The sequence below is a fragment of the Candidatus Phytoplasma asteris genome (genome assembly GCF_038505995.1).
GTDB classification, from domain to species: Bacteria; Bacillota_I; Bacilli_A; order Acholeplasmatales; family Acholeplasmataceae; genus Phytoplasma; species Phytoplasma asteris.
Map to the genome: position 1 here is coordinate 664,503 of NZ_CP128414.1, position 23,290 is coordinate 687,792.

At 26.5% G+C, this 23,290-nt stretch carries 18 protein-coding genes, 3 tRNA genes, 1 other RNA gene and 1 pseudogene; 11 read left to right on the forward strand and 12 right to left on the reverse strand.

The genetic code is table 11. From position 1 onward, the window contains the following. Positions 1-48: 48 nt before the first annotated feature. Positions 49-394: pseudogene (locus tag QN326_RS03525) on the reverse strand (toprim domain-containing protein); the annotation flags it as partial. Positions 395-423: 29 nt separating this feature from the next. On the opposite strand from QN326_RS03525, the gene QN326_RS03530 reads away from it, so the two are divergent. Beyond that, complete coding sequence (locus QN326_RS03530; protein ID WP_342386501.1) at positions 424-591, forward strand: hypothetical protein; 168 nt, start codon at positions 424-426, stop codon at positions 589-591. Between the two features lie 1,119 nt (positions 592-1,710). Here the strand turns inward: QN326_RS03530 and QN326_RS03535 are convergent. Continuing rightward, positions 1,711-3,507: an AAA family ATPase gene (locus tag QN326_RS03535; protein WP_342386502.1), complete on the reverse strand. Its 1,797-nt coding sequence runs from the start codon at positions 3,505-3,507 to the stop codon at positions 1,711-1,713. Positions 3,508-4,168: 661 nt separating this feature from the next. Here QN326_RS03535 and QN326_RS03540 point away from each other — a divergent pair. From QN326_RS03540 to QN326_RS03555, 4 genes are read left to right on the forward strand one after another with little or no spacing between them, the layout of a single operon-like run. Beyond that, entirely contained in the window at positions 4,169-5,422 is a 1,254-nt protein-coding gene (locus tag QN326_RS03540) for an ABC transporter ATP-binding protein (protein ID WP_011161003.1), read from the forward strand. Beyond that, positions 5,416-6,264, forward strand: coding sequence for an ABC transporter permease (locus tag QN326_RS03545; RefSeq protein WP_342386503.1), 849 nt, complete (start codon positions 5,416-5,418; stop codon positions 6,262-6,264). The genes QN326_RS03540 and QN326_RS03545 overlap by 7 nt, the downstream gene beginning before the upstream one ends. Next, entirely contained in the window at positions 6,254-7,258 is a 1,005-nt protein-coding gene (locus QN326_RS03550) for an ABC transporter permease (RefSeq protein ID WP_342386504.1), read from the forward strand. Before QN326_RS03545 ends, QN326_RS03550 begins: the two co-directional genes overlap by 11 nt. Beyond that, the gene (locus QN326_RS03555) at positions 7,255-8,481 is read left to right on the forward strand and encodes an ABC transporter substrate-binding protein (protein WP_342386505.1); all 1,227 of its coding nucleotides are present in this window, start codon (positions 7,255-7,257) and stop codon (positions 8,479-8,481) included. Before QN326_RS03550 ends, QN326_RS03555 begins: the two co-directional genes overlap by 4 nt. 103 nt (positions 8,482-8,584) lie before the next feature. On the opposite strand, the gene QN326_RS03560 is transcribed toward QN326_RS03555, so the two are convergent. From QN326_RS03560 to QN326_RS03570, 3 genes are all read right to left on the reverse strand, one after another. Next, complete coding sequence (locus tag QN326_RS03560) at positions 8,585-9,688, reverse strand: hypothetical protein (RefSeq protein WP_342386506.1); 1,104 nt, start codon at positions 9,686-9,688, stop codon at positions 8,585-8,587. A gap of 226 nt (positions 9,689-9,914) precedes the next feature. Beyond that, on the reverse strand, positions 9,915-10,052 hold the full coding sequence (locus QN326_RS03565) for a hypothetical protein (RefSeq protein ID WP_156956338.1): 138 nt from the start codon (positions 10,050-10,052) through the stop codon (positions 9,915-9,917). Between the two features lie 95 nt (positions 10,053-10,147). Then, complete coding sequence (locus tag QN326_RS03570; protein WP_342386507.1) at positions 10,148-10,591, reverse strand: ATP-binding protein; 444 nt, start codon at positions 10,589-10,591, stop codon at positions 10,148-10,150. An 895-nt stretch (positions 10,592-11,486) separates the two neighbouring features. On the opposite strand from QN326_RS03570, the gene QN326_RS03575 reads away from it, so the two are divergent. Both QN326_RS03575 and QN326_RS03580 read left to right on the forward strand, forming a co-directional pair. Then, positions 11,487-13,202 (forward strand): DAK2 domain-containing protein, encoded by a 1,716-nt coding sequence (locus QN326_RS03575; RefSeq protein ID WP_342386508.1) that lies wholly within the window; start codon positions 11,487-11,489, stop codon positions 13,200-13,202. Between the two features lie 28 nt (positions 13,203-13,230). Continuing rightward, positions 13,231-13,316 (forward strand) — tRNA-Leu (locus tag QN326_RS03580). Positions 13,317-13,991: 675 nt separating this feature from the next. On the opposite strand, the gene QN326_RS03585 is transcribed toward QN326_RS03580, so the two are convergent. Continuing rightward, positions 13,992-14,930, reverse strand: coding sequence for an IS3 family transposase (locus QN326_RS03585; RefSeq protein WP_342386509.1), 939 nt, complete (start codon positions 14,928-14,930; stop codon positions 13,992-13,994). Positions 14,931-15,512: 582 nt separating this feature from the next. On the opposite strand from QN326_RS03585, the gene QN326_RS03590 reads away from it, so the two are divergent. Together QN326_RS03590 and QN326_RS03595 are read left to right on the forward strand one after the other, a co-directional pair. Beyond that, the gene (locus QN326_RS03590) at positions 15,513-16,643 is read left to right on the forward strand and encodes a Rep family protein (protein ID WP_342386510.1); all 1,131 of its coding nucleotides are present in this window, start codon (positions 15,513-15,515) and stop codon (positions 16,641-16,643) included. Positions 16,644-16,666: 23 nt separating this feature from the next. Further along, positions 16,667-17,026 carry a hypothetical protein gene (locus QN326_RS03595; protein ID WP_342386511.1) on the forward strand — a complete coding sequence of 120 codons (360 nt, stop codon included), beginning with the start codon at positions 16,667-16,669 and terminating at the stop codon, positions 17,024-17,026. Positions 17,027-17,124: 98 nt separating this feature from the next. On the opposite strand, the gene QN326_RS03600 is transcribed toward QN326_RS03595, so the two are convergent. From QN326_RS03600 to QN326_RS03610, 3 genes are all read right to left on the reverse strand, one after another. Further along, the gene (locus QN326_RS03600; protein WP_342386512.1) at positions 17,125-18,132 is read right to left on the reverse strand and encodes a hypothetical protein; all 1,008 of its coding nucleotides are present in this window, start codon (positions 18,130-18,132) and stop codon (positions 17,125-17,127) included. 779 nt (positions 18,133-18,911) lie between these two features. Continuing rightward, a tRNA-Gly gene (locus QN326_RS03605) sits at positions 18,912-18,986 on the reverse strand. Positions 18,987-19,005: 19 nt separating this feature from the next. Then, positions 19,006-19,079, reverse strand: a tRNA-Thr gene (locus QN326_RS03610). Positions 19,080-19,270: 191 nt separating this feature from the next. On the opposite strand from QN326_RS03610, the gene QN326_RS03615 reads away from it, so the two are divergent. After that, the gene (locus QN326_RS03615; protein ID WP_342386513.1) at positions 19,271-19,492 is read left to right on the forward strand and encodes a cold-shock protein; all 222 of its coding nucleotides are present in this window, start codon (positions 19,271-19,273) and stop codon (positions 19,490-19,492) included. Positions 19,493-19,771: 279 nt separating this feature from the next. Then, positions 19,772-20,196: a transfer-messenger RNA gene (gene ssrA, locus QN326_RS03620) on the forward strand. 86 nt (positions 20,197-20,282) lie between these two features. On the opposite strand, the gene QN326_RS03625 is transcribed toward ssrA, so the two are convergent. The 3 genes from QN326_RS03625 to mutM all read right to left on the reverse strand — a co-directional run bounded on the left by QN326_RS03625 (position 20,283) and on the right by mutM (position 23,262). Further along, positions 20,283-21,101: an ATP-binding protein gene (locus QN326_RS03625; RefSeq protein WP_034172194.1), complete on the reverse strand. Its 819-nt coding sequence runs from the start codon at positions 21,099-21,101 to the stop codon at positions 20,283-20,285. A gap of 82 nt (positions 21,102-21,183) precedes the next feature. Next, the gene (locus QN326_RS03630) at positions 21,184-22,377 is read right to left on the reverse strand and encodes a DnaD domain protein (protein ID WP_342386514.1); all 1,194 of its coding nucleotides are present in this window, start codon (positions 22,375-22,377) and stop codon (positions 21,184-21,186) included. A 54-nt stretch (positions 22,378-22,431) separates the two neighbouring features. Next, positions 22,432-23,262: a DNA-formamidopyrimidine glycosylase gene (gene mutM / locus QN326_RS03635; RefSeq protein WP_034172196.1), complete on the reverse strand. Its 831-nt coding sequence runs from the start codon at positions 23,260-23,262 to the stop codon at positions 22,432-22,434. Between the last annotated feature and the right edge of the window lie 28 nt (positions 23,263-23,290).

Here is a 23,290-nt window from a genome sequence, read left to right on the forward strand (position 1 = left end):
AATGTTTTATATGTGTAGATGTTATATATTTTGGTGTAAAAAAATAATTTAATTAATTGCTTCTACTTTGTCTTCGCCAAAGAAATGAACCGCTAAATCAACGATGATTTTCTTTTGGGCCTCTTTATAACTGATGTATGGATCTAAAAAACATTTTTAGTAAGCTTCTTTTCCGTATTGACGTTAAATCATCGACATCTTTACAAGTTTGATCATAAGGGGGTAAAATGCGTCTAATTTCGTATAAAATTTTTGCTTCTTTAAGTTGTTCACCTAAGGCTTCACTGCGTTTTCCCCCTGTTTCGTCGTTATCTAAGGCGATAATGACTTTGATATTTTCTTTTTTGAGAATTTCTAATTGAGATTGGGACAGTAATTGGGCGACACAAATGAGACTGCCCTGTTCCAAAAGTTTAGACACTTTTGGAACAGTTCACTGAAACCGAATCATCCTCATCAGATTGCACACAAACAGGACCCATTCCTACAAAAATACCTCCTTTAAGAGCATTAGGATTGGAATGTTTCTTAGCAAAAACTTTAATATGCAACCACAATAACAAAAAAATACAAACAGCTACCAAAAAATAATTAAAATACCAAAATACCTTATTTTTAATTAAATATTGCTTTACTTTCGACAAAAAAGATTTTACCTTATTAAAAAAATTAATACAAATATCACTAATATCGCTAATCATAAGTCAAGTTAATTATCTCCTTTTATACGGTTTTATATGTTTTTTTATGTTTTGAAAATATCTTTATATTTTTAAATATACAATCATTTTAAATAACTATTAATAATTTTCTTTTTGCTATATTGCTATGTTGGTTTTCTTTTTTTCTTGTGTTTTTGGGTTGGTATTTATTTATAGATAAAAAAAATAGCATAACAACGACAACAAATAAATGGTTTTGTTAAATAGTTTTTAAAATAAAACTAAAATAGACAAAATGAAAAATTGGAAAAATAAACAAAAAAGTAAGTTAGGAAAAAATATAAAAAATAATTAAAAATCTAATAAATTAAAAATAAAACAGTTGTAAATATAAAAAAGATTGTGAAATGAAATAATAAATGAATAAATATTTAGATTTCCCAAAATAAGTAAAAAAATGCAAATAATGAAAATCAACATTAAAATAAAAAAATTAAATAAAATAAATTGATATTATAAATAAATGTTATAAAAATAGCCAATTGATAAATGGCTTTTGGGCTTTATTAAAATAGTATCATAATTATAAATAATTACTTACTAAACAAATGAATTTATATAATTATCTAATAATTAATTTATAAGACCGTATAATCGATAATTAATCATTGATAAAAAGATTTTGAATTTAATGTTTTTACGCAATTTATTGCTCCCTAAAGCTTTTTAATATCATATAAGCGATTGTTGGGGGTTTTGTTGTCATAATTATGATAAATGTATCAAAAAAGATAAATATTTTTGAAATTGTTTTTAAAATAAATGATTATTGTTATTTCTACAAATCATCAAAGTATTTATTACTAGATACTATACAATGATTTTTGTCTTTTTGCAAATATTAATTAATTAATTATGCAGTTTTAAGGGATATAAAAAAATAAAAAATATAAAGTAAACAAAATAAAAAAACCCATCAATTAAGACGGGTTTATTAGGGTATTAAATTGTAAAAAATTATATAAAAGATTTGTTTTTTGTAATGTAATTATTGATTATTATCACTAGGGGAAGTTGGTTGTGGAGTTGGAGTTTCTTCAGGTCTTTGAGTAAATTTTTTATCTTCTAATTTTATTTTGTATTCTTTTTTCTTATTTGATTGTGTTTCTTGAACTTCATCAATTGAAATTGTTGTTGTATAAAAATATTTACTTTCTTCAGCAACAAAAGCATCTTTTCCTAAATTTTGTGTAGCAAGTTTTTCACTTAAATGTTTCCATTGTAAATTAGGAGTTTTGTTATCTTTATCATTTGGATCTTCTTTATATTTTTCAATAATTTCTTTAGCTGCATTATAACTAGCTTGAATAATTGCATTAATTTCTTTAGCTTGAGTATCATTATCCAAACTAAAATCCATACTTTCCGAACCTAATGACATTCCAAACTCTTTTACCATTTTAGTAGCAATAGTACGCACCTTTTTCAAATCATCAAAACAACCAACACTAACACTAGTTTCAAATACTTCTTCAGCTGCATGTCCTGCCAAAGCAGTAATCATTTGTTTTAATAAATCTTGTTTAGTTAAAAGTTGATCGGCTTGTTCGCCTTCATTACTAGCAGAAAAAAAGATAGTATATCCTCCTGCTTGTCCTCTTGGTTTAGCAGTTACACGATGCACATCAAACCCTAGAGCATGAGCTACTATGGCATGTCCTAATTCATGATTAATAACTCTTTTTTTATCTGCTTTAGAGATACTTTGTTTTAATTCAGGACCCATTAAAATTAAATCCATAGCATCATAGATATGCAAAGGTGTAATTTTGTTTGGGGAATTAGTATCTTTGGATGCTATCTTTTTAGCTTCTTTCACTAAAGAATTAATATCTGCAGGAGTAAATTTAGATCCGTGCAAAGTTTTTGCCACTTGTTTTAATTCATCATCTGAAGGATAATTTGTTTTTTCAATGTTTTCGCGTTTCATAAAAGCTATAAGTAAGGCTTGGGTTGTTTTTAAATCTGGAGTGCCTAAATAAATGTGCTTCCCTAAACGCCCTTCTCTAATTAAGGCATCATCTAAAAAATCTTTACGATTAGTTGCTCCAATAACAATAGCTTGCGGAGTTTTTTCATCTGAATCTACTCCATCAAGTTGAGTTAACAAAGCATTAAGAGTACCTGAATGTTCTTGAGCGCTTTTTTCTTTGCTTCTTTCAGCTCCAATAGCATCAATTTCATCAATAAAGATAAAATAATAACTCTGTCCACGTTGTTTGGCAGTTTCTTGAGCTACTTTAAACAATCCTCTTACACGAGCTGCTCCAACTCCTATATATTTTTCGACAAAATCAGAGCCAGTAGTAACAAAAAAAGGAGCTTTACCTTTAACAGAACCCACTAAACATTTAGCTAAATAAGTTTTTCCTGTTCCTGGAGGACCGTACAATAAAACTCCTCTTGGTAAATCTTTACGAGGCAAAGGGTTCATTTCATTTGCATCATCATTTACTGCTGAAATATATTCTCTTAACTCGTCTTTGACTTCATCATATCCAGAAAAGCTATCAATATTAAGATTGCCTTTGGGTCTGTATTCTTTTTCTTGTGCCCACATAGTATCTTCTTGGGTGTCTTTTCCCATAGTCTTAGAAAAATTTTCAGATCCTTTAATTAAAACAAACAGAAAGAAAATCACCATAATATTTACAATAATAGTACTTACATTAGTAGCAATTGCAAAATAATTTTTAGGTTTTTTGGGCGGAATTGGATAATTTGGCGGATTTTGCGGTTGATTATCTGGTTCAGGATATTCAAATCTTTGCGGTTCCCATTTCATAATATACCTTCCTTTATATTTTTATATATTAATTAGTTAGTTTAATTGGGTTTATTTTTTTAGTGCATTTTTTTAGTGCATTTTTTTAGTAAATTAATTTGAAATGATAAAAAAATTCCAACATAAAATTTTAATGAAAATAAACAAATTGACAAATACCAAAAAATAAACATAATAAGAATCTTTATAATCATTTATCCAACAATTTTTAATTATTTGAATCAATATTTGCAAAAAATCATTTTACTATAATTTTCTTAACACATTTATTTTAACAAAATTTATAGATATTATAACAATATCAGCAAAAAAAGCACTTTTTATGATTGCAATTTATTAATTTTATGATAAGCTAAAATTAGCAATAAATAAATTTGAAATATTAAGAGATTTTGGTCCTTTTTGATTGTTTATTGTTGTAATTTTAATTACTCCTTTTTTATTTTGTTATAAATTGATTATTTTGCTTTATAATTATTTTATTGACTAACTTATTACATTTAGTTTATCGACTATTTTTTTATATTTGATAATTGCTAATTAAACAACAATTTACAACTTAAACTTATAAATTATAAACTTAATTACAAATTACAATTGCAATTGCGATTATAATTATAATTATTAACTTTATTTCTCCAAAAAAGATAGGTATCAAACCATGAAAACATTAATTATTTTAAAAGATTTAACCAAAGTATTTGACAATCAATTAATTTTAAGAGGCATAAATTTAGAAATTAAACAAAATGAATTTGTCACTTTATTAGGTCCTTCAGGTTGTGGAAAAACTACTATTTTACGTATTTTAGGCGGTTTTGAAAACCCTAGTAGCGGAGAGGTTTTATTTCAAGAAAAAAGCATTTTAAATGTAGCTGCTCACAAAAGACCAATTAATACTGTTTTTCAAAAATACGCTTTATTCCCTCATTTAAATGTCTTTGAAAATGTAGCTTTTGGCTTACGTTTAAAAGATTTTAACTCCAAGATTAAAGCTAATTTATCTCTTAATAAAACTCATTATCAAACTAACAAAGCCAATTTATCAAAAACTTTTCATCAAGAATTAACCAAAGATTTAACGCAAGAAAAAACTACCCAAATTACACATAACTTTAACAATCAAATTGAAACTTTAACCAAAGATTTTGAAACAAAACAAACTGCTCTTAAATGCAAAAAAATAAACAAGAAAGAGCAAGAAGAACAAATCCAAAAAGAAGTATTAAAATACCTTAAAATTATGGGTTTACAAGGACTTGAAAAAAGAACCATTGAACAATTATCAGGCGGACAACAACAACGAGTAGCAATCGCAAGAGCTTTAATTAACAAACCCCAAGTTTTATTACTTGATGAGCCTTTATCTAATCTAGATTTAAAATTAAAACAAGAAATGCAATACGAACTTAAAGAAATCCAAAAAAACTCAGGAATTACTTTTTTATTTGTCACTCACGACCAAGAAGAAGCATTTACTATGAGCGATAAAGTAGTTGTCATGAATCATGGCGAAATTCAACAAATAGGAAGTCCTGAAGATATTTACAACGAACCTGCTAATCGTTTTGTAGCTCAATTTGTAGGAGAATCCAACTTAATTAAAGGAGTGATGAAAGATGATTTTTTAGTTCATTTTGACAATCAAACTTTTAATTGTGTAGATAAGGGTTTTCGCAAAGAAGAAAATGTAGATATTGTTATTCGTCCCGAAGACATTGATATTGTCTCCCAAGGAAAAGGCTTAATTACGGGTATAGTACAATCAATTATTTTTAAAGGCGTTCACTGGGAAATTGATGTTAAAACTGCCCAAAGAACCTACACTATTCATACTACTGACCATGTTGAATTAAACAAACAAGTAGATATTACTTTTAATCCTGAAGATATTCATGTAATGGAGATTTGGTAATGAAAAAAACCTATACTTGCAAGGACAATCAAAAACTATACAGACTATTAATTTCGCCTTATTATATTATTTTATTAGGATTAATTATTTTACCTATGGGTTTTATTTTATTTGATTCTTTTCAAGATACTAACCAACAAAACGCATTTTTTGCAACCCGTTTTACTTTACAACACCATCAAGAATTTTTATCCAATCAATCATTTTTATACGTCCTTGCTAGATCAATTGCAATTTCTATTATTGTTACTTTTTGTGTCTTTATCATTGTCTATCCTCTAGCCTATATGATTTCTCGCCTCAAAATGAAATGGCAAAGCTTTCTTGTCATTCTCATCAATGGCACTATGTGGATTAATATGATTATCAAAACCCAAGCATTAGTCCAAATATTTCATTTATTACAAAAAACTTTTAATATCAATCTTTTAGAAACTAATTTTGCTATGATTGTAGGACTTATTTATTTATTTTTGCCATTTATGTTTTTGCCTATCTACACTGCAATTATCAAAATAAATCCCCAACTTATTCAAGCCTCCAAAGATCTAGGAGCAAACGAATGGCAAATATTGCAAAAAATTATTTGGCCCTTATCACTTTCAGGAGTACTTGCAGGCATTTGTCTTGTCTTTTTACAAACAGCAACTAATATTGTAGCTCCACGTTATCTCGGAGCAACTACCCAAATTACTATTGCTGAATTAATCGAAAACAAAGCTTTATTAAGTGGCGAAATCAAACAAGCTTGTGCAATTGCTATTCATCTTTCTTTAACAATGTTTTTGATTTTTCAAATGTTTAAAAAATTAAGTTTAGGAGAAAGCAAAGATGTCAATTAAATTATCTGGGGCAACCCCCCCCCAAACTGCTTCTACCAAAATCCCAAAAAAACCCAAAAAAACCATTACTAACACCTTATATATCATTTTAGTGTTAAGCTTTATTTATATTCCTATTTTATCTTTAATTATTTTTTCTTTTAACAAAAGCGAAGGCAGAATTGCATCTTTAGTTAATTGGCAAGGTTTTAGTTTTGAATGGTATTCTAAACTTTGGACTGACCAAACAGTTAAAACTGCTATCAAAATAACTTTATACATTGCTTGCCTAACTACTTTAATTTCTACTTTTTTAGGTACTTTTGCAGCTATTAGTCTTGCTCAAAGTCTTAACAAAAAATGGCGCAACATTGTTCTTAATGTAAGTAATTTTTCTATTGTTATTCCTGAAATTATTACTGCTTTAGCATTATTTGTTGTCTTTGGTTTTATGGGTTTGGAATCTGGTTTTTGGAAAATGCTTTTAGCCCACATATCTTTTTGCACTCCTTTTGTAGTTATTACTGTCTATCCTAAAGTAATAAATCTTGACCCTCATTCTTTAGAAGCAGCCTATGATTTAGGAGCAACCCCACTCAAAGCTTTAACCAAAGTAATACTACCTCAACTTAAAGGAGCTATGCTTTTAGGAGCCACTCTTGCTTTTAGTCTTTCTTTTGATGACTTTATGATTTCTTATTTTGTAGGTGGTTCTGAATGCCAAAATATTTCTGCTTATATCTACAGCCTCAAAGGAACTATTAACCCAACTGTAAATGCTTTATCTACTATTTTAATTATTATTGCTAGTTCTAAAATTATCCTTAATTTAATCAAATACAACAACCAAAAACAAAACCAAAGGAAAAATGCCAAAATAGAAGCAGAGGCAAATAACAATGAAAATGAAAGTATAAATGGAGCTACAACAATAACTACAAACAAAACCACAACCACTAACACAAAAACAAGCGCAAAGACAAACACCAATGAAAACGAATTTAATACCAAATGAAAAAGACAATTAAAACTGTAGCAACAACATTGCTTTTCATTTTAACAACAACTTTTGTTATTCTTATTATTCTTAATCTTAAAAACAAAAATATACTTCCCCAACACCAAGAAGAACAAACATTAACATTATTTAATTGGGGCGAATACTTAGAACCTAGCATTATTGAAAAGTTTGAAAAAGAAACTCACATCAAAGTTAAACAAGTTCTTTTTTCTTCTAACGAACTTGCAGTTACCAAAATTAAAAGTAAAAACCAATATGATCTAGCTATTTTAAGTGAATATGCAATTGATCAATTAAGACAAAGCAAAATGTTAGAAACAATAGATGATGGTGAATTAATAAAAGATGATAAACATTATTATGAATTAAACAAAGACCCCCAAGACAAACTCCCTTCTGAATTTAACAATTACGCCGTTCCTTATTTTTGGGGCAAAGTAGTTATTCTTTATAATAAAAACAAAATAACTCAAGATCAAATTAATGAACTCAAAGATCAAAATAAAGGTTTTAAATATTTAAAAGACACCAATTTAAAAGTAGCTTTATGCAATAACGCTCGCGACGGTTTAATGGTAGGTCTAAAAGCTACTAAAGGAAAAATTGCAAACCCTTCCCCATATGAATTAAATGAAGCCAAAAAATGGCTCTTAGAACTAAAACAACAAAAACCTAACTTAGCTTTTATAAACGACCAATTAATGGACCGCATGAAAAATAAAAATAACGAATACTATGATATAGTTATTGCTTATTCAGGAGATGCTAATTTTTTAAAAGAACAAAATAATAATCTAGATTATTTTTCACCTACAGAAGGAACCAACGTTTGGGTTGATGCTTTGGTAATGCCTAAAGGAAGCAAAAAAACCCTAGCTTATAAGTTCATCAATTTTTTAAGACAAAAAGAAAATTACAAAAACAATTTAGCTTTTACTAAATATAATTCTCCTTATGTTGGATTAGAAACTTTTCCAGGAATTCGCCAAATAGAAATCAAAGGTAACGATGAAGTTTACAAATACGACCAAACCACCCAAAAAACCATCAATACTTATTGGAACGACATTATTGCTTTTCCCAGCCAAAAAGATTATTGGCTATTTATCTTAAGTTTTTTCATTTTTTTAGCTATTTTTATCATATATTTCCATCATAAATTCAAAAATAAATTACGTTTAGACCAATTGCCCCAAAAAATAAAAACTTTAATATAATTTGTTCTAACCCCAAATATTAATCAATTAATATTCAAAAAACCAACTTTTAAGTTGGTTTTTCCTTTATAAATGAAACAATTAAAACTAATTTGGTATTCAATTAATTATTTTTTTCAATTTTTTTTATATAAAGATAAATTGCAATAATAAAAACAGCCAACAACAAAATAAATAATATATAGGCAAATATTTTTATATTGTAAATGTGTGTGTCATAAGTTTGAGATTTTAAATCACCCACATCAGCTACTTTATTATTGGTGTGGGGCAAATAAACTTTATTTTTTTGAGTATTTTTATCCACTAAAACATTTGTAATAGGCAATATTGGTTCTACATTACTACTTTTACCCCAAGTATAACGATGTTGCCAATCAACTACTTTATTATTTTCGGTACTTGTTTCTAAATAATGTCTTTGGGATGTTTGTCTACCATTTTTATCATAAGTAGCATCCCAAGTATCATAATGTTGCCAATCAACTACTTTATTATTTTCGGTACTTGTTTCTAAATAATGTCTTTTAGAAGTTTGCTTTTGGTTTGCATCATAAGTAGCATCCCAAGTATCATTATTTTTCCAATCCACTAATTTATCTTTTTCAGTACTTCCTTGCAAATAATGCCTTTCTAATAATTGATTACCATTTTTATCATAGGTTTTATCACAAGTATCATGATGTTTGTAATTAACTAATTTATTATTTTCGGTGCTTTGAGCTAAAAAATATCTTTTAGATGTTTGTCTACCATTTTTATCATAAGTAGCATCCCAAGTATCAGGATTTTGCCAATCAACTAATTTATTATTTTCGGTGCTTTGAGCTAAAAAATATCTTTTAGATGTTTGTCTACCATTTTTATCATAAGTAGCATCCCAAACATTATAATGCGTCCAATCAACTACTTTATTATCTTGCGTACTTTCTAATTTGTAATGTCTTTGTGCTATTTGATTTCCGTTGGTATCATAAATTGCATCATAAGTATCAGGATTTTGCCAATCAACTAATTTATTATCTTGCGTGCTTTCTTCTAAATATTTTCTTTTTTCTATAACTCCATTAGCTAAATTTTCTTTTAATGGATTATTTGCCCAAACTGTAATTATATTTCCTAATAATACAATAAAAATCCATAATGCCAATAACAACAAGCACACCTTAGCCAATAAAAAATGCTTGGGTTGTTCTAAATTATTCACTTTGTAAAAAAACTCTTTTCTAATATGGCAATTATAAATAATTCCAACTTGAAAAAATTGCTATTATTTATTTTAATTATACAATTATCTCTTATTTTGTTTTTTATAATTGTAATAGTATTAAATACTATGTAAAATTATTATATCGCAAAATAGATAAAAATATACTTAATTTTTATTAATATTTCTTTGTTGTAATGCTTTATAAATTATTATATATATTATTTTATTGTGGGATAAAACCTAAAACTGATAAACAAACTTCTTTTAAGTCTTGAACTTCAATTTGTGTGTGTTTGTTTCTACACATATTAATACAAGCATCATTAACAAGTGTTTCGATGGTACGATTAGAACGCTTCATAATGTCATTTTAAATTGCATCATTAACATTTTGGGTGAGATAATTTAGTGCATCATCAGAAATTGGGTTTTTACAGATATTTTTAACTAAGAATTTCATAAAGTCTTTGCGTGGTTCTTTTTCGAGGGTTTAACTTCAATTTTGTAAGTAAATCTTGATTTAATGGCATCATCCATTTTATCTAAATAATTTGTAGCTGCAATTAAAAATATGGGCTTAGTTGGGTTATTTTTTTCGCTAGTTAATTCTTCTTTGAAAGCCGTAACAGCTTCACTTTGTCCTTTATGATGCTCACGTATTTGTGTAAGATCAACAAAAACATCTTCACATTCATCAACAAAAATGATAGCACCACCGTGTTCATCAGCAATTTTTCTTGCACTATCAAATAAAGAATGTACTGCCTTTACACTTTCTCCTACATATTTTTGAGCAAAATCAGCACCAGTACATTTAGCAACATATTTAAAATTAGTATCTTTCATAAAACAATTAGCAAAAAAAGTTTTTCCAGTGCCAGGAACTCCATATAATAACATTCCTTTGGGGGGATCTATTTTACCTTTACCTTAAAACATTTTGGCATTTGTAACAAAATCTAGTACTTTTTGAGCTGCCAATTTTTCTTCTTTCATTCCAAATAAATCATCCATATATTTTTTGTTAGGATTAAAATTGTTTAATTCAAATTGAACTGGCGCATGGAATGCATCTATAACACTCCATTTGGGAGTTGAAGGTGATTTTTCAGATAAAGATGGAGTTTGTGTTATGGTAGGTGGATTGTTGTTGGTTGTGGTTGAAATTGAGGTCTAAAAGCTAAAATTAAAGCTATTGCAACTAAAGAAAAAGCAATTCAAGTAATAGCAGTTTCGATTTTAAATGATTTATTCAAAAAATTTAAATTGAGATCTTTTTCTTGATTATCCATAAGATAATTTCTCACTTTCGTTTTATTTTGTTATTTTTAAAAGTTAGTTGGTTGTCAATAAATCAAACAATTATATTGTTATATCAAATTTATAAATCACTATTTTTATAACTTGCCTAAAACTTTATAAATGAATTAGTTTTTATTTTAATGAATTGATTATCACAAACAAAACTTTTTTAACAATTAATAATTATTTGATTATCTCTATTATATCTCTTTCAAAAAAAATAAAACAAATTTAAATAAAACAAATAACAAACTAAATAATTCTATCAATAATCTCATAATTTTACTTATAAGTCATAAAAAACTAAATTTTTGCTCCCTTAACTTCTTTGTTTTATAAGATAAAAATTAAAATATGTTATAATTAAAATAGGTTTTTATTTACCTTAAATAAAAAATCTTTCCTAATCATACCAAATTACGAAAAACAATATTCCATTCCTTATTATTATCTAATTATATTAAAGAAATTTTTTCGAAGAAAGGCAACCAAGATGAACAAAGATAAAGTTATTCAATTTATTGACGGACAATTATTTAAAAACATGATTACTAACGGAGCTATCAATTTACAAAACAACTACCAAACCATTGATAATTTAAATGTTTTTCCCGTACCAGATAGAGATACAGGAACTAATATGAAAATTACTATGATGTCAGGCGTTAAAGAAATTAGCAATTTAGAAACTCGTTCCATAGTAGAAGTATCCCAAGTTTTATCAAAAGCATTATTAATGGGTGCCAAAGGCAATTCAGGAGTTATTTTATCCCAATTTTTTGCAGGAATGGCACAAACTTACCAAAAACTCAATAAAGAAACTATCAATATTAATGATTTTATCCATTCACTTGAAGGAGGCTACCAAAAAGCTTACCAAGCTATTATAGAACCTCAAGAAGGCACTATTTTAACTGTTTTTCGTGAAGCTGTTAAACAAACTCTCAAAGCTAAATCCCAATTTAGTACTATTGAAGATGTTTTATCCAATTTCTTACAAAACGCCCAAAAAACTCTTTCCCAAACAACTGAATTATTAGAAGTCTTAAAACAAGCAGGAGTAGTTGATAGTGGAGGGGCTGGCTTTGTTGAAATCCTTAAAGGAATGTTATTATTTTTACAAGACCAAAAACTACTTCAAGTAAACCAAAATACCCAAACACACACAAATCCTGATAAAATACAAACGTTGGGACAAGTTAATATTAAATATACTTATTGCACTGAATACATTTTTCAAATCAAAGCATCCCAAGAAAAAAACCTTGATATGAAACAACTTAAACAAGCTTTATTACAAATAGGAGATTCTTTAGTTTTAGTTAAAGACCAAGAAATTCTAAAAATACATATCCATACCAACAAACCAGGACAAGTTTTAGAAAAACTCTTAACTTATGGCACATTAAAGGTAAGCAAAATTGACAACATGAAAGAACAACATCAATCAATTTTAGATCAAAAACACGACACATTTACCCCACAACAAGAACCTACCCCAGACCCAAAGTCACCTTCAAACTTACCTAACTCAAATAAAGATCAAAAATATTTTTTTATTGCATTTGTAAATGATACCAAAAGCCAAAAAGTCTTTGCTGACCTTAAAGTAAATCACATTATAAAACAATCTACTTTTAACCCTACTACTTTTGAAAAACTTCTCCAAACAAATACTTCCCAAAACATCATTATCCTACCTAATGACACATCTCTTTTAGAAAAGCTTACAACCCAACTAAAACAATTACAAGGAACCAATCAAGAAATTGTCCTTTTACAAACTAAAAACATCGCTCAAGGATACAGTGCTCTTTTAGCTTTTGATAAATCATTGGATTTAGTACAAAACAAAACTATCATGGAAGAAACTATCAAAAACATCCAAACAGGAAAAATTATCTATGCTGATAAAAAAGATGCTAAAAACATATCCAATCAAACTCTTTTAGAAAAAGAATATTTATCTGTTTGGGAAGAAAAAATAATAGCTACTAATAAAGATAAATATCGAGCATTAAAAACATTACTCCAAAAAATGATTAAACCTCATCAAACCTTTTTAACTGTTTTTTATAATCCTTCATGTACTGATGAAAAAGAATTAGAAAAACTAGAAACTTTCTTAGAAACTAATTACGACCACATTGAATTAGAAACCTTAGAAAGCCAAAATAACAACATTCCTTACATTGTTTCATTAGAATAACAAAAGTGATCTATAAGATCATTTTTAAGCGGATATGACGGAACGGTAGACGTGCATGCTTGAGGGGCATGTAAGAAATATCTTGTGTGAGTTCAAATCTCACTATCCGCACCATTAATTTATTTATTTTAATTAAAATCATTATATTATAATATTATATTAAAAACCCTTTTTTTATTAAGGGGGTTTTCTTATTAGATTTCATGTTATTAAGAAATATAAAAACAATAATAAAAGATACAATAATTAAAGTAATATAGATAAAATGTTTGTTTATTTGTTTCATTTTAAAATCAACTTTCTTATTTATTTAAAATATTTAATATCATTTTATTATTGTTATCTAAAATTACATAACTTGACTATATTATACATAATTTTAATAAAAAACAATTGCAAAGATATTTTATTATATTTATATTTTATACTGAAATTATTCCCACAATATGCACTGTTCCGTTTTTTTAGACATATTTTAATTTCAAAATTACTCTTTAAGACTTAAAATTAAATAGATAATTTCATATCTTTTCAAATTAACAAATAATTTCATTAAACTTAAAAAGTGTCTAATGTTTTTTAATAATTTGCTAGTTTCAAAAGATATTTTTTTAATATTTATCCTTACACTATATAGTTAGGGCAAAATAACAAAAAACTCACCATGAAAACGACATAGATTAAATTTTTTTACACAATAATTCGGAATTTATTGTTTTTGGTAGAAAAAAATGTATGAAAAAACAACCTTTTTCCAAAGGTTATAAATTTATATATTATTAACAAATATTATCTATTTTGCAAATACTGTAAGGGTGATAAATTATTTAATTTAGTTAATAACCATTTATTATTCCAAAAAGAAGGAAATTGATTGATAATTTTTTTGATTTTAGTTGAGGTTTTTTGAAATAAAAAAGGATGTTGGTTGAATAAAATACTTTTCATCTGGCCAAAAAGATTTTCAATGACAGCGTTATCACGTGGGTTTGCTTTGTGAGACATACTAATTAAAAACCCTTTTTTAGTTAATTTTTTTTGTACTTTTAGAGATTGATAAACTTTACCTTGGTCAGAATGAATAATACAAGGGTTTTTTAAAGTAGGAATTTTTTTGATTGTATTTAAAATTAATTCTTTATTTTGTCGGTTTGAAGTGTGGAAGGCAATAATTTGATTATTAAAAGAATCAATAATACACGAAAAATAAATAAATCCTTGGGGAGTGGGAAAATAAGTAACGTCGGTAAATAGTTTTTGCATGGGTTGGGAGGTAGTAAAGTTTTGATTAATTAAATTTGGGATTACTTTGAGGTTAGATTTTAAATTTTTATAATAATATTTATTTTTTTTAGGCCTTAACTTACAACAAATATTATTTTCTTTCATGATAAGATAAACTTTTTTCTTAGTAATAAATTCATTAAAAATTTCTTGGTATAAATCAGTAATTTTAAGATGACCGTAAAAATATTCATGTTGTAAACATAAAGTTTGAATACGTTGTTGTTGCAAAAAATATTTTGTTTCTTTTAATTTTAACTTTTTTTCAATTTTTAGCCAATAATAATAAGTACTTCGATTAATACGAATTGTTTTTAAAATGGTAGTTAAATTTAGGTCTTTAACAAATTGTTTAACCAATTGAAAAACTATTTTTTTATTAATAGTTTGAATGTGAGAAATCATATTTTGTAATAATTTTATTTTTGTCTTTAATTTTTGCATTATTAACACCAATTATCTTAATATTTTTTATTAATTCCAAAAATAATTATAACTAAAAAATGCATTAAAAATTAATTTTAAAATATATTTATTAAATTATTATATAATATGATTAGTATTCAAAGACGAGCAGATCGAACTAGGCGGCCAGCCGAAGTACAACCAAATTAATCTATTACACCCCTCCTATAAAGTCCCCTTTGGGGATTTAGGGGGTTTTTTTATACCCAAAATCGCTAGGTTTTTCCTTGATTTTTGTTAATTTGGCGCCATCCCCTGATAATATAGGTTGCAAAAGTTATAAAAACATCAGGATTTTACACACCATAAAGGGCTTGTCTTATGGTGTGTATCTTATGGTGTTTAATTGGTTGCACAAAAAAATAAAAAGATAAGGTTTTTACTAGGTTTTTATAGTTTTTTTATATTTGATTTACAACAAAAAAAGGTTAATATTTGTTGCAAAAGTTGCACAATTATGTTATAATAAAATTGGATATTTTATCGAGCGCCTTTGTCGTGTTAGACGATAAAGGAGTAGGTTGGAGAGTCTATAATTAAGCAATAAAGGAATCTAATAAAATGAAATTAAGAATTTGTGAACTTGTTATTAATAGTAATTTAATTAATCAACCAAAAATAGAAAATATTTTAGAAGCTAAAAAAAATGCCATTCAAAATTATGCTTTTATTTTACATGATAAAGATATTTATCAAAATGAAAAAGAAGCTCAATTGAATGGTAAAAAAATAGGAGATTTAAAAACTCCTCATTGGCATATATATTTAAGATTTAATAATGCATATGATGTAAAACATATTGCTCAATGGTTTAATACTGAAGAAAATTTTGTATCTAAAATTAAAGGTAGATTTAGTGATGCATTTATGTATATGATTCACGCTAATAGAACTGATAAACATCAATATGATGAAAGAGAAGTAGTTAGTGATTTCGATTGGAAATCTGAAGCACAACAAGATATTTTCCTTCGTAAATATAAAATAGATACTCGTTTAAAAGACATCTTAACTAAAATTCATTCAGGAGAAATAAAAGAGTACAACATCACTAACTACATTTCTATTATAGAACATAATATCTATTCTGCAGCAATAGAAAAAGCATTTAAGTATAGAACTAATACTTTGAAAGGAATTGAAAGAAACATGGAATGTGTTTTTATCACTGGTATGAGTGGTTCAGGTAAAACTACTCTTGCCAAAAAAATAGCCAAAGAGAAAAATTATCAAACTTATATTTCATCTGGTAGTAATGATGTTTTAGATGATTATCAAGGTCAAGAATGTATTATTTTAGATGATCTACGTTCTAATTGTTTAGGGTTAACAGATTTATTAAAAATGTTAGATAATAATACTTCATATAGTGTTAAATCTCGTTATAAAAATAAAGTATTAGAATGTAAATTAATTATTATTACTACTGTTAAAAGCATTGATGATTTCTTTGAAGATATTTTTAAAAAAGATGAAAGCATTATTCAATTAAAACGTCGTTGTAAATTACACATTAGTTTAGATTCTAAATATATTTCTTATAGCATGTGGAATCCAGTAAAAATGGAATATGAAAAACCTTTCAAAAAACCTAATAATTTATTAAACAAATTTCAAATAAAAGCATTAAGTAAAAAAGAACAAAAAGAGTTTATTAAAAAAATAACTAACATAGATTTAGATGAAGATTAAATTAAAGAAAAGAGTGTTATATTATGTTTTATAAATTATATCAAAAAAAATTATCTGATTTTAGTATAGAAGAAATAAGAGATTTATTTTTTAAATTATATAATAATGATGAAGTTCATACAATTTTATTAGGTGCTAATTCTTGCATTGAAAAACACCCTTGTATTTATCAAAGCAATTTGTCATTAGAATTACATCTTAACAATATAAGTGGTGATGATGATATAGATTTTAATAATGATGATTATAAAAAATTAAATTATAAATTTTATACTATTTTAGAATTATTACATTTAGGAAATATAGATTATATTTCACAAGGATGGAATAAATTAGGAGAAAATATAAAAACAGTAAAAGATGTTTTAGAAAAAATGGAATAAAATTTTCTTCCGCGGAATGTCAATTTAAAACATTTTATTAGATTTAAAACATATTTTAAACGCATTATTTTGCCTCTCTCGCTTTGATTTAATTACAATTAAGTTAATTCTATTTCTAAAACATAATTATAAGCTTCTTTTTTGTATACTTGTAATTTATCTTCCAACTCTCTTTCTTGTGATGAAATTTGTGTCCCTTCCAGATTTTGTGTGTTGCCTATTGCATCATAATTACAAGTATTTTCATTTTCCCAATTAATTTTGCCATCTTGGGTAAAATATCTCATATTTCTAGAACCATCATCATTGAATTTTTGATCAAAAGTTTTTTCACTTGCCCAATCCACTTGTATTTTGCCATTTTCTAATTTATAATGTCTATTCCTTGTCACAGAATGTAATTGTTTTCCTTGTTGATCATAAAAACAATAATAAGTGTAATCACTATCCCAATTAACTTGTTTGTCTTCTTCTGAATTACTATCTGATGTGTAAATTATAGATTTTATAATTCTCCCTAATTCATCGAATTCTCGATCCCAAGAATCCTCATCTTGCCAATTAACTTTGCCTTCACTTGTAAAATATCTTTGTTTAATTCTTATTTTTTGGGTTTTATCATAGCCAAACATACAACCCAAATAGTTTGGTTCTTGTTTTCCATAGTCTACATTTTGTAATCTATCATCTTCCGATGTTGTAGCTTCTTTAAAACCATACCTTTTTAAAACATTATAGTTGGAATCAAAAATCAAATCATAAGTTTGATAACTATCCCAAATAACTTTTCCACTTGCATCTAAAGCTCTATATTTAATTATATATTTATCATCTGGATTTATCGGATCTGGATTTATTTCTAATGCTTCTTGTAAAAATTTAACATCCGAATCTGTTATAGTTTGTTTATGTTGTGCTGAATTGAATATTTTTCCCCATAAAGTTTTGTTGTTGTCTCTTCTTTTTTGATATTCTTTTATTTGTTCATCCATATCAATTCCATCATTGCTAAAAACAGGAGTTAAAAATGAAGAAATAGTTATAATTAAAATAAATTTAATAAAAAAAGCAATTATTGTTTTTGGATATTTTTTAATATTTTGCATAATTTAAAAACCTTTCGTTTGTTTATATATGTATTCTAAATCAATATTTAGGTTATTTTGGATTAATCATCATTTAAAAAAATAGTTAAAATAATTATGATGCAAAAAAAAGCAAAGATATATTTTTAAAAAATAAAATATTTAAAAATAGTTAAATTAAAAAATAGTTAAAAAACTTGTAATCTTTTATATTATCGCGTAAAATTTTGCCGCAAAAATATTGGATATTTTTTATTAATCATTTAATATCTTTATACCTCTTTATCTTTTTTTACAACAGCAATTAAAAAAATAAAAAAATTGCTATTAATGTCATTCTATCACAAAAAAAAGGAATTTTTTGCTCACTCATCTTTATATAATGAGTTTTTTTATAATTTTATATATATAAAAAAGAGACTTAAAAAGTCTCTTTTTTAGAATTTGATTAAATTTTGGTATTTTTATTTAAATTATCTATTTATAAATTAATTTAACTTTGGATAAACATCTATTATTATAAATTACATACAGTTTTCTTAATAATTATTCATCAATTGCAATATTATAATAAAATTTTAATAATTTAGAAAATAAGCTATCAATATTTTATTATAATATTTTATACTGAAATTATGCCCATAATAAAATAAAAAGCAAGCTTTAATTAAAGATTGCTTTTATGATATCTATAATATATTATATTAATTTAACAATTAAACGCTGTTATTGGGGCAAAAAAAGCTAAATAATAAAGTTTTTTAATAAACAAATATAATACATCTAAATTATATAATGTATGGAGCGGGCGAGGGGAATCGAACCCCCGTCTCATGCTTGGCAAGCACGTATAATAACCACTATACGACGCCCACATCATCTTAATTTTGGTTTTGGTGCCCTTAACAAGAATTGAACTTGTATTTCAGCATTACCATTGCTACGTTCTGCCGTTAAACTATAAGGGCTTAACATATTTTATTATATCAAAAAAAATATCAAAATGCAAATTTTTGACGAAAAAAATGAAAATTTTACCAAAAAACGTCAAAAAAGTAAAAAAAAGTGTGTAAAAATGTTTGACTCTAAAAATAAATGAGTTATAATAGATAATAGGTTATGAAACCGAAATAATTTAAAAGAAGGAGTATTATTAATAATGCAAGACAAAAAACAACAGGGAACATGTAGATGGTTTTCTAAAGACAAAGGCTACGGATTTATCATTTCAGCTGATGGGAAAGATATTTTCGTACATTACAGTTCTATTCAAACTGAAGTCTTTGGAAGAAAAACACTTAATGAAAACGACAAGGTGGAATTCACTGTTAAAGAAGGCGACCTCGGAGCTCAAGCTGTAGATGTTGTTGTAGTTAACTAATAATTTCATTAATAATCGAACAAAGGAAGGGATGCAAATCCCTTTTTTGTTATATATATTGAGCTTTTTGTTTGCTTGTGTAATTTTGATTTGAGTTTAGTTTAAATTTAGATAATTTTATCTTTGGCGCTTTTACAAAATTTTAAATTTATTGGTTATAATTTTTGAGTAGGCAAAAAGAATAAATTAATCAAAAATATGATCCATTCCAAAAACACAAATAACAAATCTAAAAATAACTTGATTTAAAAAAGGTTTTTTGAGTTAAAATAAAAATATGGGGATGTTTTGGATTTGCCAAGGTCAACGAAATTTATATAGCATATCTTGGTTACGCAAGTAAAAACGTCGAGGTTATAATAACCGGAAATAACAAACAAACTGTAACAAATACACAAGATTTTGCTGGACAAACTCCAGTTTATCAAATGAATTTTGCAAACAGTTTTTCTTCACAATTAGCTTTTGCTTAAATAAATAAGCAAAACCCGCACTTAAATTAACTTACGATTTAAGGAAGGCAATAAGGTAAGTTTTGCTAATTGGGTTTGTCTTTGCTCTTTTAGCAAATATCAAAAAGACTAGTAATTTATGGATTTTGTTTGTTTTTTCATAAATTGCGAACTTACAAAATAAACTAAATATGTAGAATATATAAATTAAAGTGATTTTGTACATGGGTTCGACTCCCATCATCTCCACCAAAATAAATTATAAATTATTTGCTTGTGTTATTACGTTTTTCCCAAAAAGAATATTTTTAATCCTTGACCAAGTTCAAACTGTCTTATTAGGAATCTTGTTTTTCGGAAAAATCATAAAAGTGAGTAAGGGTACGAATTTTTTCAATAATTTTGTATACCTTAACTTCAATATTAGCATTTTCAGCTCCATGCAAATGCAATAAATAATTGTGCAGTTCATTAAAGGGCAAATTACTACTAATAAAAAGGGGCAACTTTTTTTCAGCTCTATCATACAACAAAGGAAGCAAAATTTCATCACGAAACCAAGGTGTCATATTTTCTGAACCTAGGTCATCCAAAATCAAACACTTAACATTTTTTAATTGTTGCAACCTTGTTTCTAAAGTATTATTATACAAAAAATTTCTAAATTTTCTAGTTATATCAGGCATAAAAAGAAAAATAACAGAAATTTGTTTTTGAATTAATTCATAAGCTATTTTTTTCAAAAAAATAGTTTTTCCAGTATTAAAAGAACCCGACAAATAAAAACCTTTGGTAGATTTTTCAAAATGTTTAATAATTTGTTTCATCTCTTTTAACGCTTTTTGCTTAGAATCATTATCCACTACAAATTGCCTCACTAAATGAGCATCGAAATTAATGCTACTATCAAACAATTCATTTTGCGATTGCCAATGTTCCTTAAAATAAAGAGCTTGAGATTTAACAGTAGGAACCCAAACAACTCTTAAAGGATTAGTTTTTATTTCTTGGCGATTCCCATATTCATTTTCTTGATCTTTGGTGAGCAAATAATGATAAATAACTGGCAGTTCATCATCAGAGATATCTAAATTTTTGGTTTCTTCGCACTGTGCAATCATTTTCCTAATTTTTATTTTTATATCTGAAAATTCCATAAATTCATTTTTCACCTCTTTTGCTTTTGTAAAATTTTATCAAATTGAATTGATTCCTTGTAATAATAAATCATCCAAAAAATTATGACTGTTTTTTCTTTTTAAAATCTTCTAACCATTTAGGAGAAATTTGTGGTTTTTTTAAATTAGATCTAAACTTAGTTTGGGATTGGTTTTTTTCTTGTTCCATATAAAAATCATATGCTGTTTCAGTATCAAAAATCCCTTTTTGCTCCCAAGATTTTAAGATTTTTTCCAAATAAACCACTGAGGGCACAAAGCCTTTTCGTTCCAAAATATAAGTTAAAAGCACATTGACTAGCCCCGGTTCTAAATTGTTTCTTTCCATAAATTGAAAAACAGTATCAGCCGCAGTGGCTTGCATATTTTTAGGACAATGATTTATAATAATTCTTTGAGTAGAATCTTTACGTTTGAGCAAAGCAATCGTATCTTGTTCATTATCTTGCGTTTTTTTCGCAAAAACCAAATTTTGATTTTGAGTATGCATCTGATAATATCTTTTTACACCTAGGCTTAATTTGGATAGTTCGATTTCGCTGGGCTTTGGAAAAGTTTTTTGATATATTTCCGAAAGTGTAGCTTCATCTAAATTATAAACTAAGCTTAATTTTTGAATAAAATCACTTGTTTGATTGCAAGTTAAAGATGGTTTTTTGAAACGTTGGGGCAATTTTTGCAAAAATAATTTATAATCAAAAGCGTTATTTAAAAACTGTCTTGGAGAAGAATTTGTTTGGTTATTGGGACAAGTAAAATCAGTTGGTAAATCCATTTTTTGCACTTGAAACAAATCATCAAATTTTTTACTAATGTCTTGAAAAGCGTCCCAATTATTTTTTTTAGTGGAAGCTTCTTTACTAAAATGATTTTGCAAACTCAAAAAAGTAGCCTCTCCCACTTCACTTAATAAAAAATTACTAAAAAGAGGGTCTTTAAAAAACTCTTGAGATCTGAATGGCAAATTAAGCCAATAAATTCTTTCTTGGGTTTCGGAATTGCAAAAAGTTTGGAGCAAATTAAGAGCTTCTAATTTTTCTTGTGCTTCTAAAAAATCATTTTTTGAAACCGCACTCAAATCAAATAAAAATTGATGTTGATAAAAAATATTAGGTTTTAGAGTTGCTAAAATATGATAAATACCAAGCGCATGAGTGCCTATTAGTGGTTGATAAAGCAAACTTAGGCTTTGATGGTCTTCAAGCGACAAAAAAACTGAATTTTTGATTTGAAATAAATTTAGATGACTAAGCATAAAAACCTCTTTTTTAAAAAATATTGATCTATTTTATAGTTGAAAATAAATCAATTATAATTCTTTATTAGGATTATGATTTTGACAAACAGGACAAAGATAAGTACCTCTGCCGCCAACTTTGATTTTGATAATTTTAGTTTGACAGTTAATACAAGGCTTATTAACTTTGCCATGAATTTGTAATTTGTTTTGAAAATAGCCTATAATACCTGGCTGAGATTCAAAAGTACTTACAGTAGTTCCGCCCAGTTTAATTGCTTTGGTAAGTACTTTTTGGGAAATTGTTACAATTTCTTGCACTTGTTCCAAAGACAGTTCGCAAGCTTTAGTTTCAGGATGCAATTTTACTAAAAACAAAACTTCATTAACATAAATATTGCCTAATCCAGAAATTATTTTTTGATTTAATAAAACTTTTTTCAAAGCGCTTTTGGTCTTTAATATTTTTTGATACAAAACAACTGGATTGATTTCAAAAGGATCTAAGGCTAGTTGATGCAAGGTAGTTTGGGTTAAAAAAATGTTCTGATTCTTAACTTCAAATCTACCAAATTTCCTAAAATCATAATATCTTAAAGAACTTTTATCCTCCAAAATAATTGCAAAATGTTCGTATTTGTGTTTAGGCTCATCGCAAGGTTTGATAAATAATTTTCCTTCCATTCTCAAATGCCCTATTAAAACTAATTCTTGAGTTAAAAAAAATAATAAAAATTTACCTTTTCTTTGAATATCCAAAATGGTAGTTTGTTCAATTTTTTGAAATTCTTTGGTATTTTTAACAGCAGGCTCATAAAATACCTTAGTTGCAACAATTTTTTTTCCTATTAACTGTGTTTTTAAAAAATCTACAATAATTTGGACTTCAGGTAATTCTGGCATGCATTTGCTCCTTTTTTATCTTTGTTTT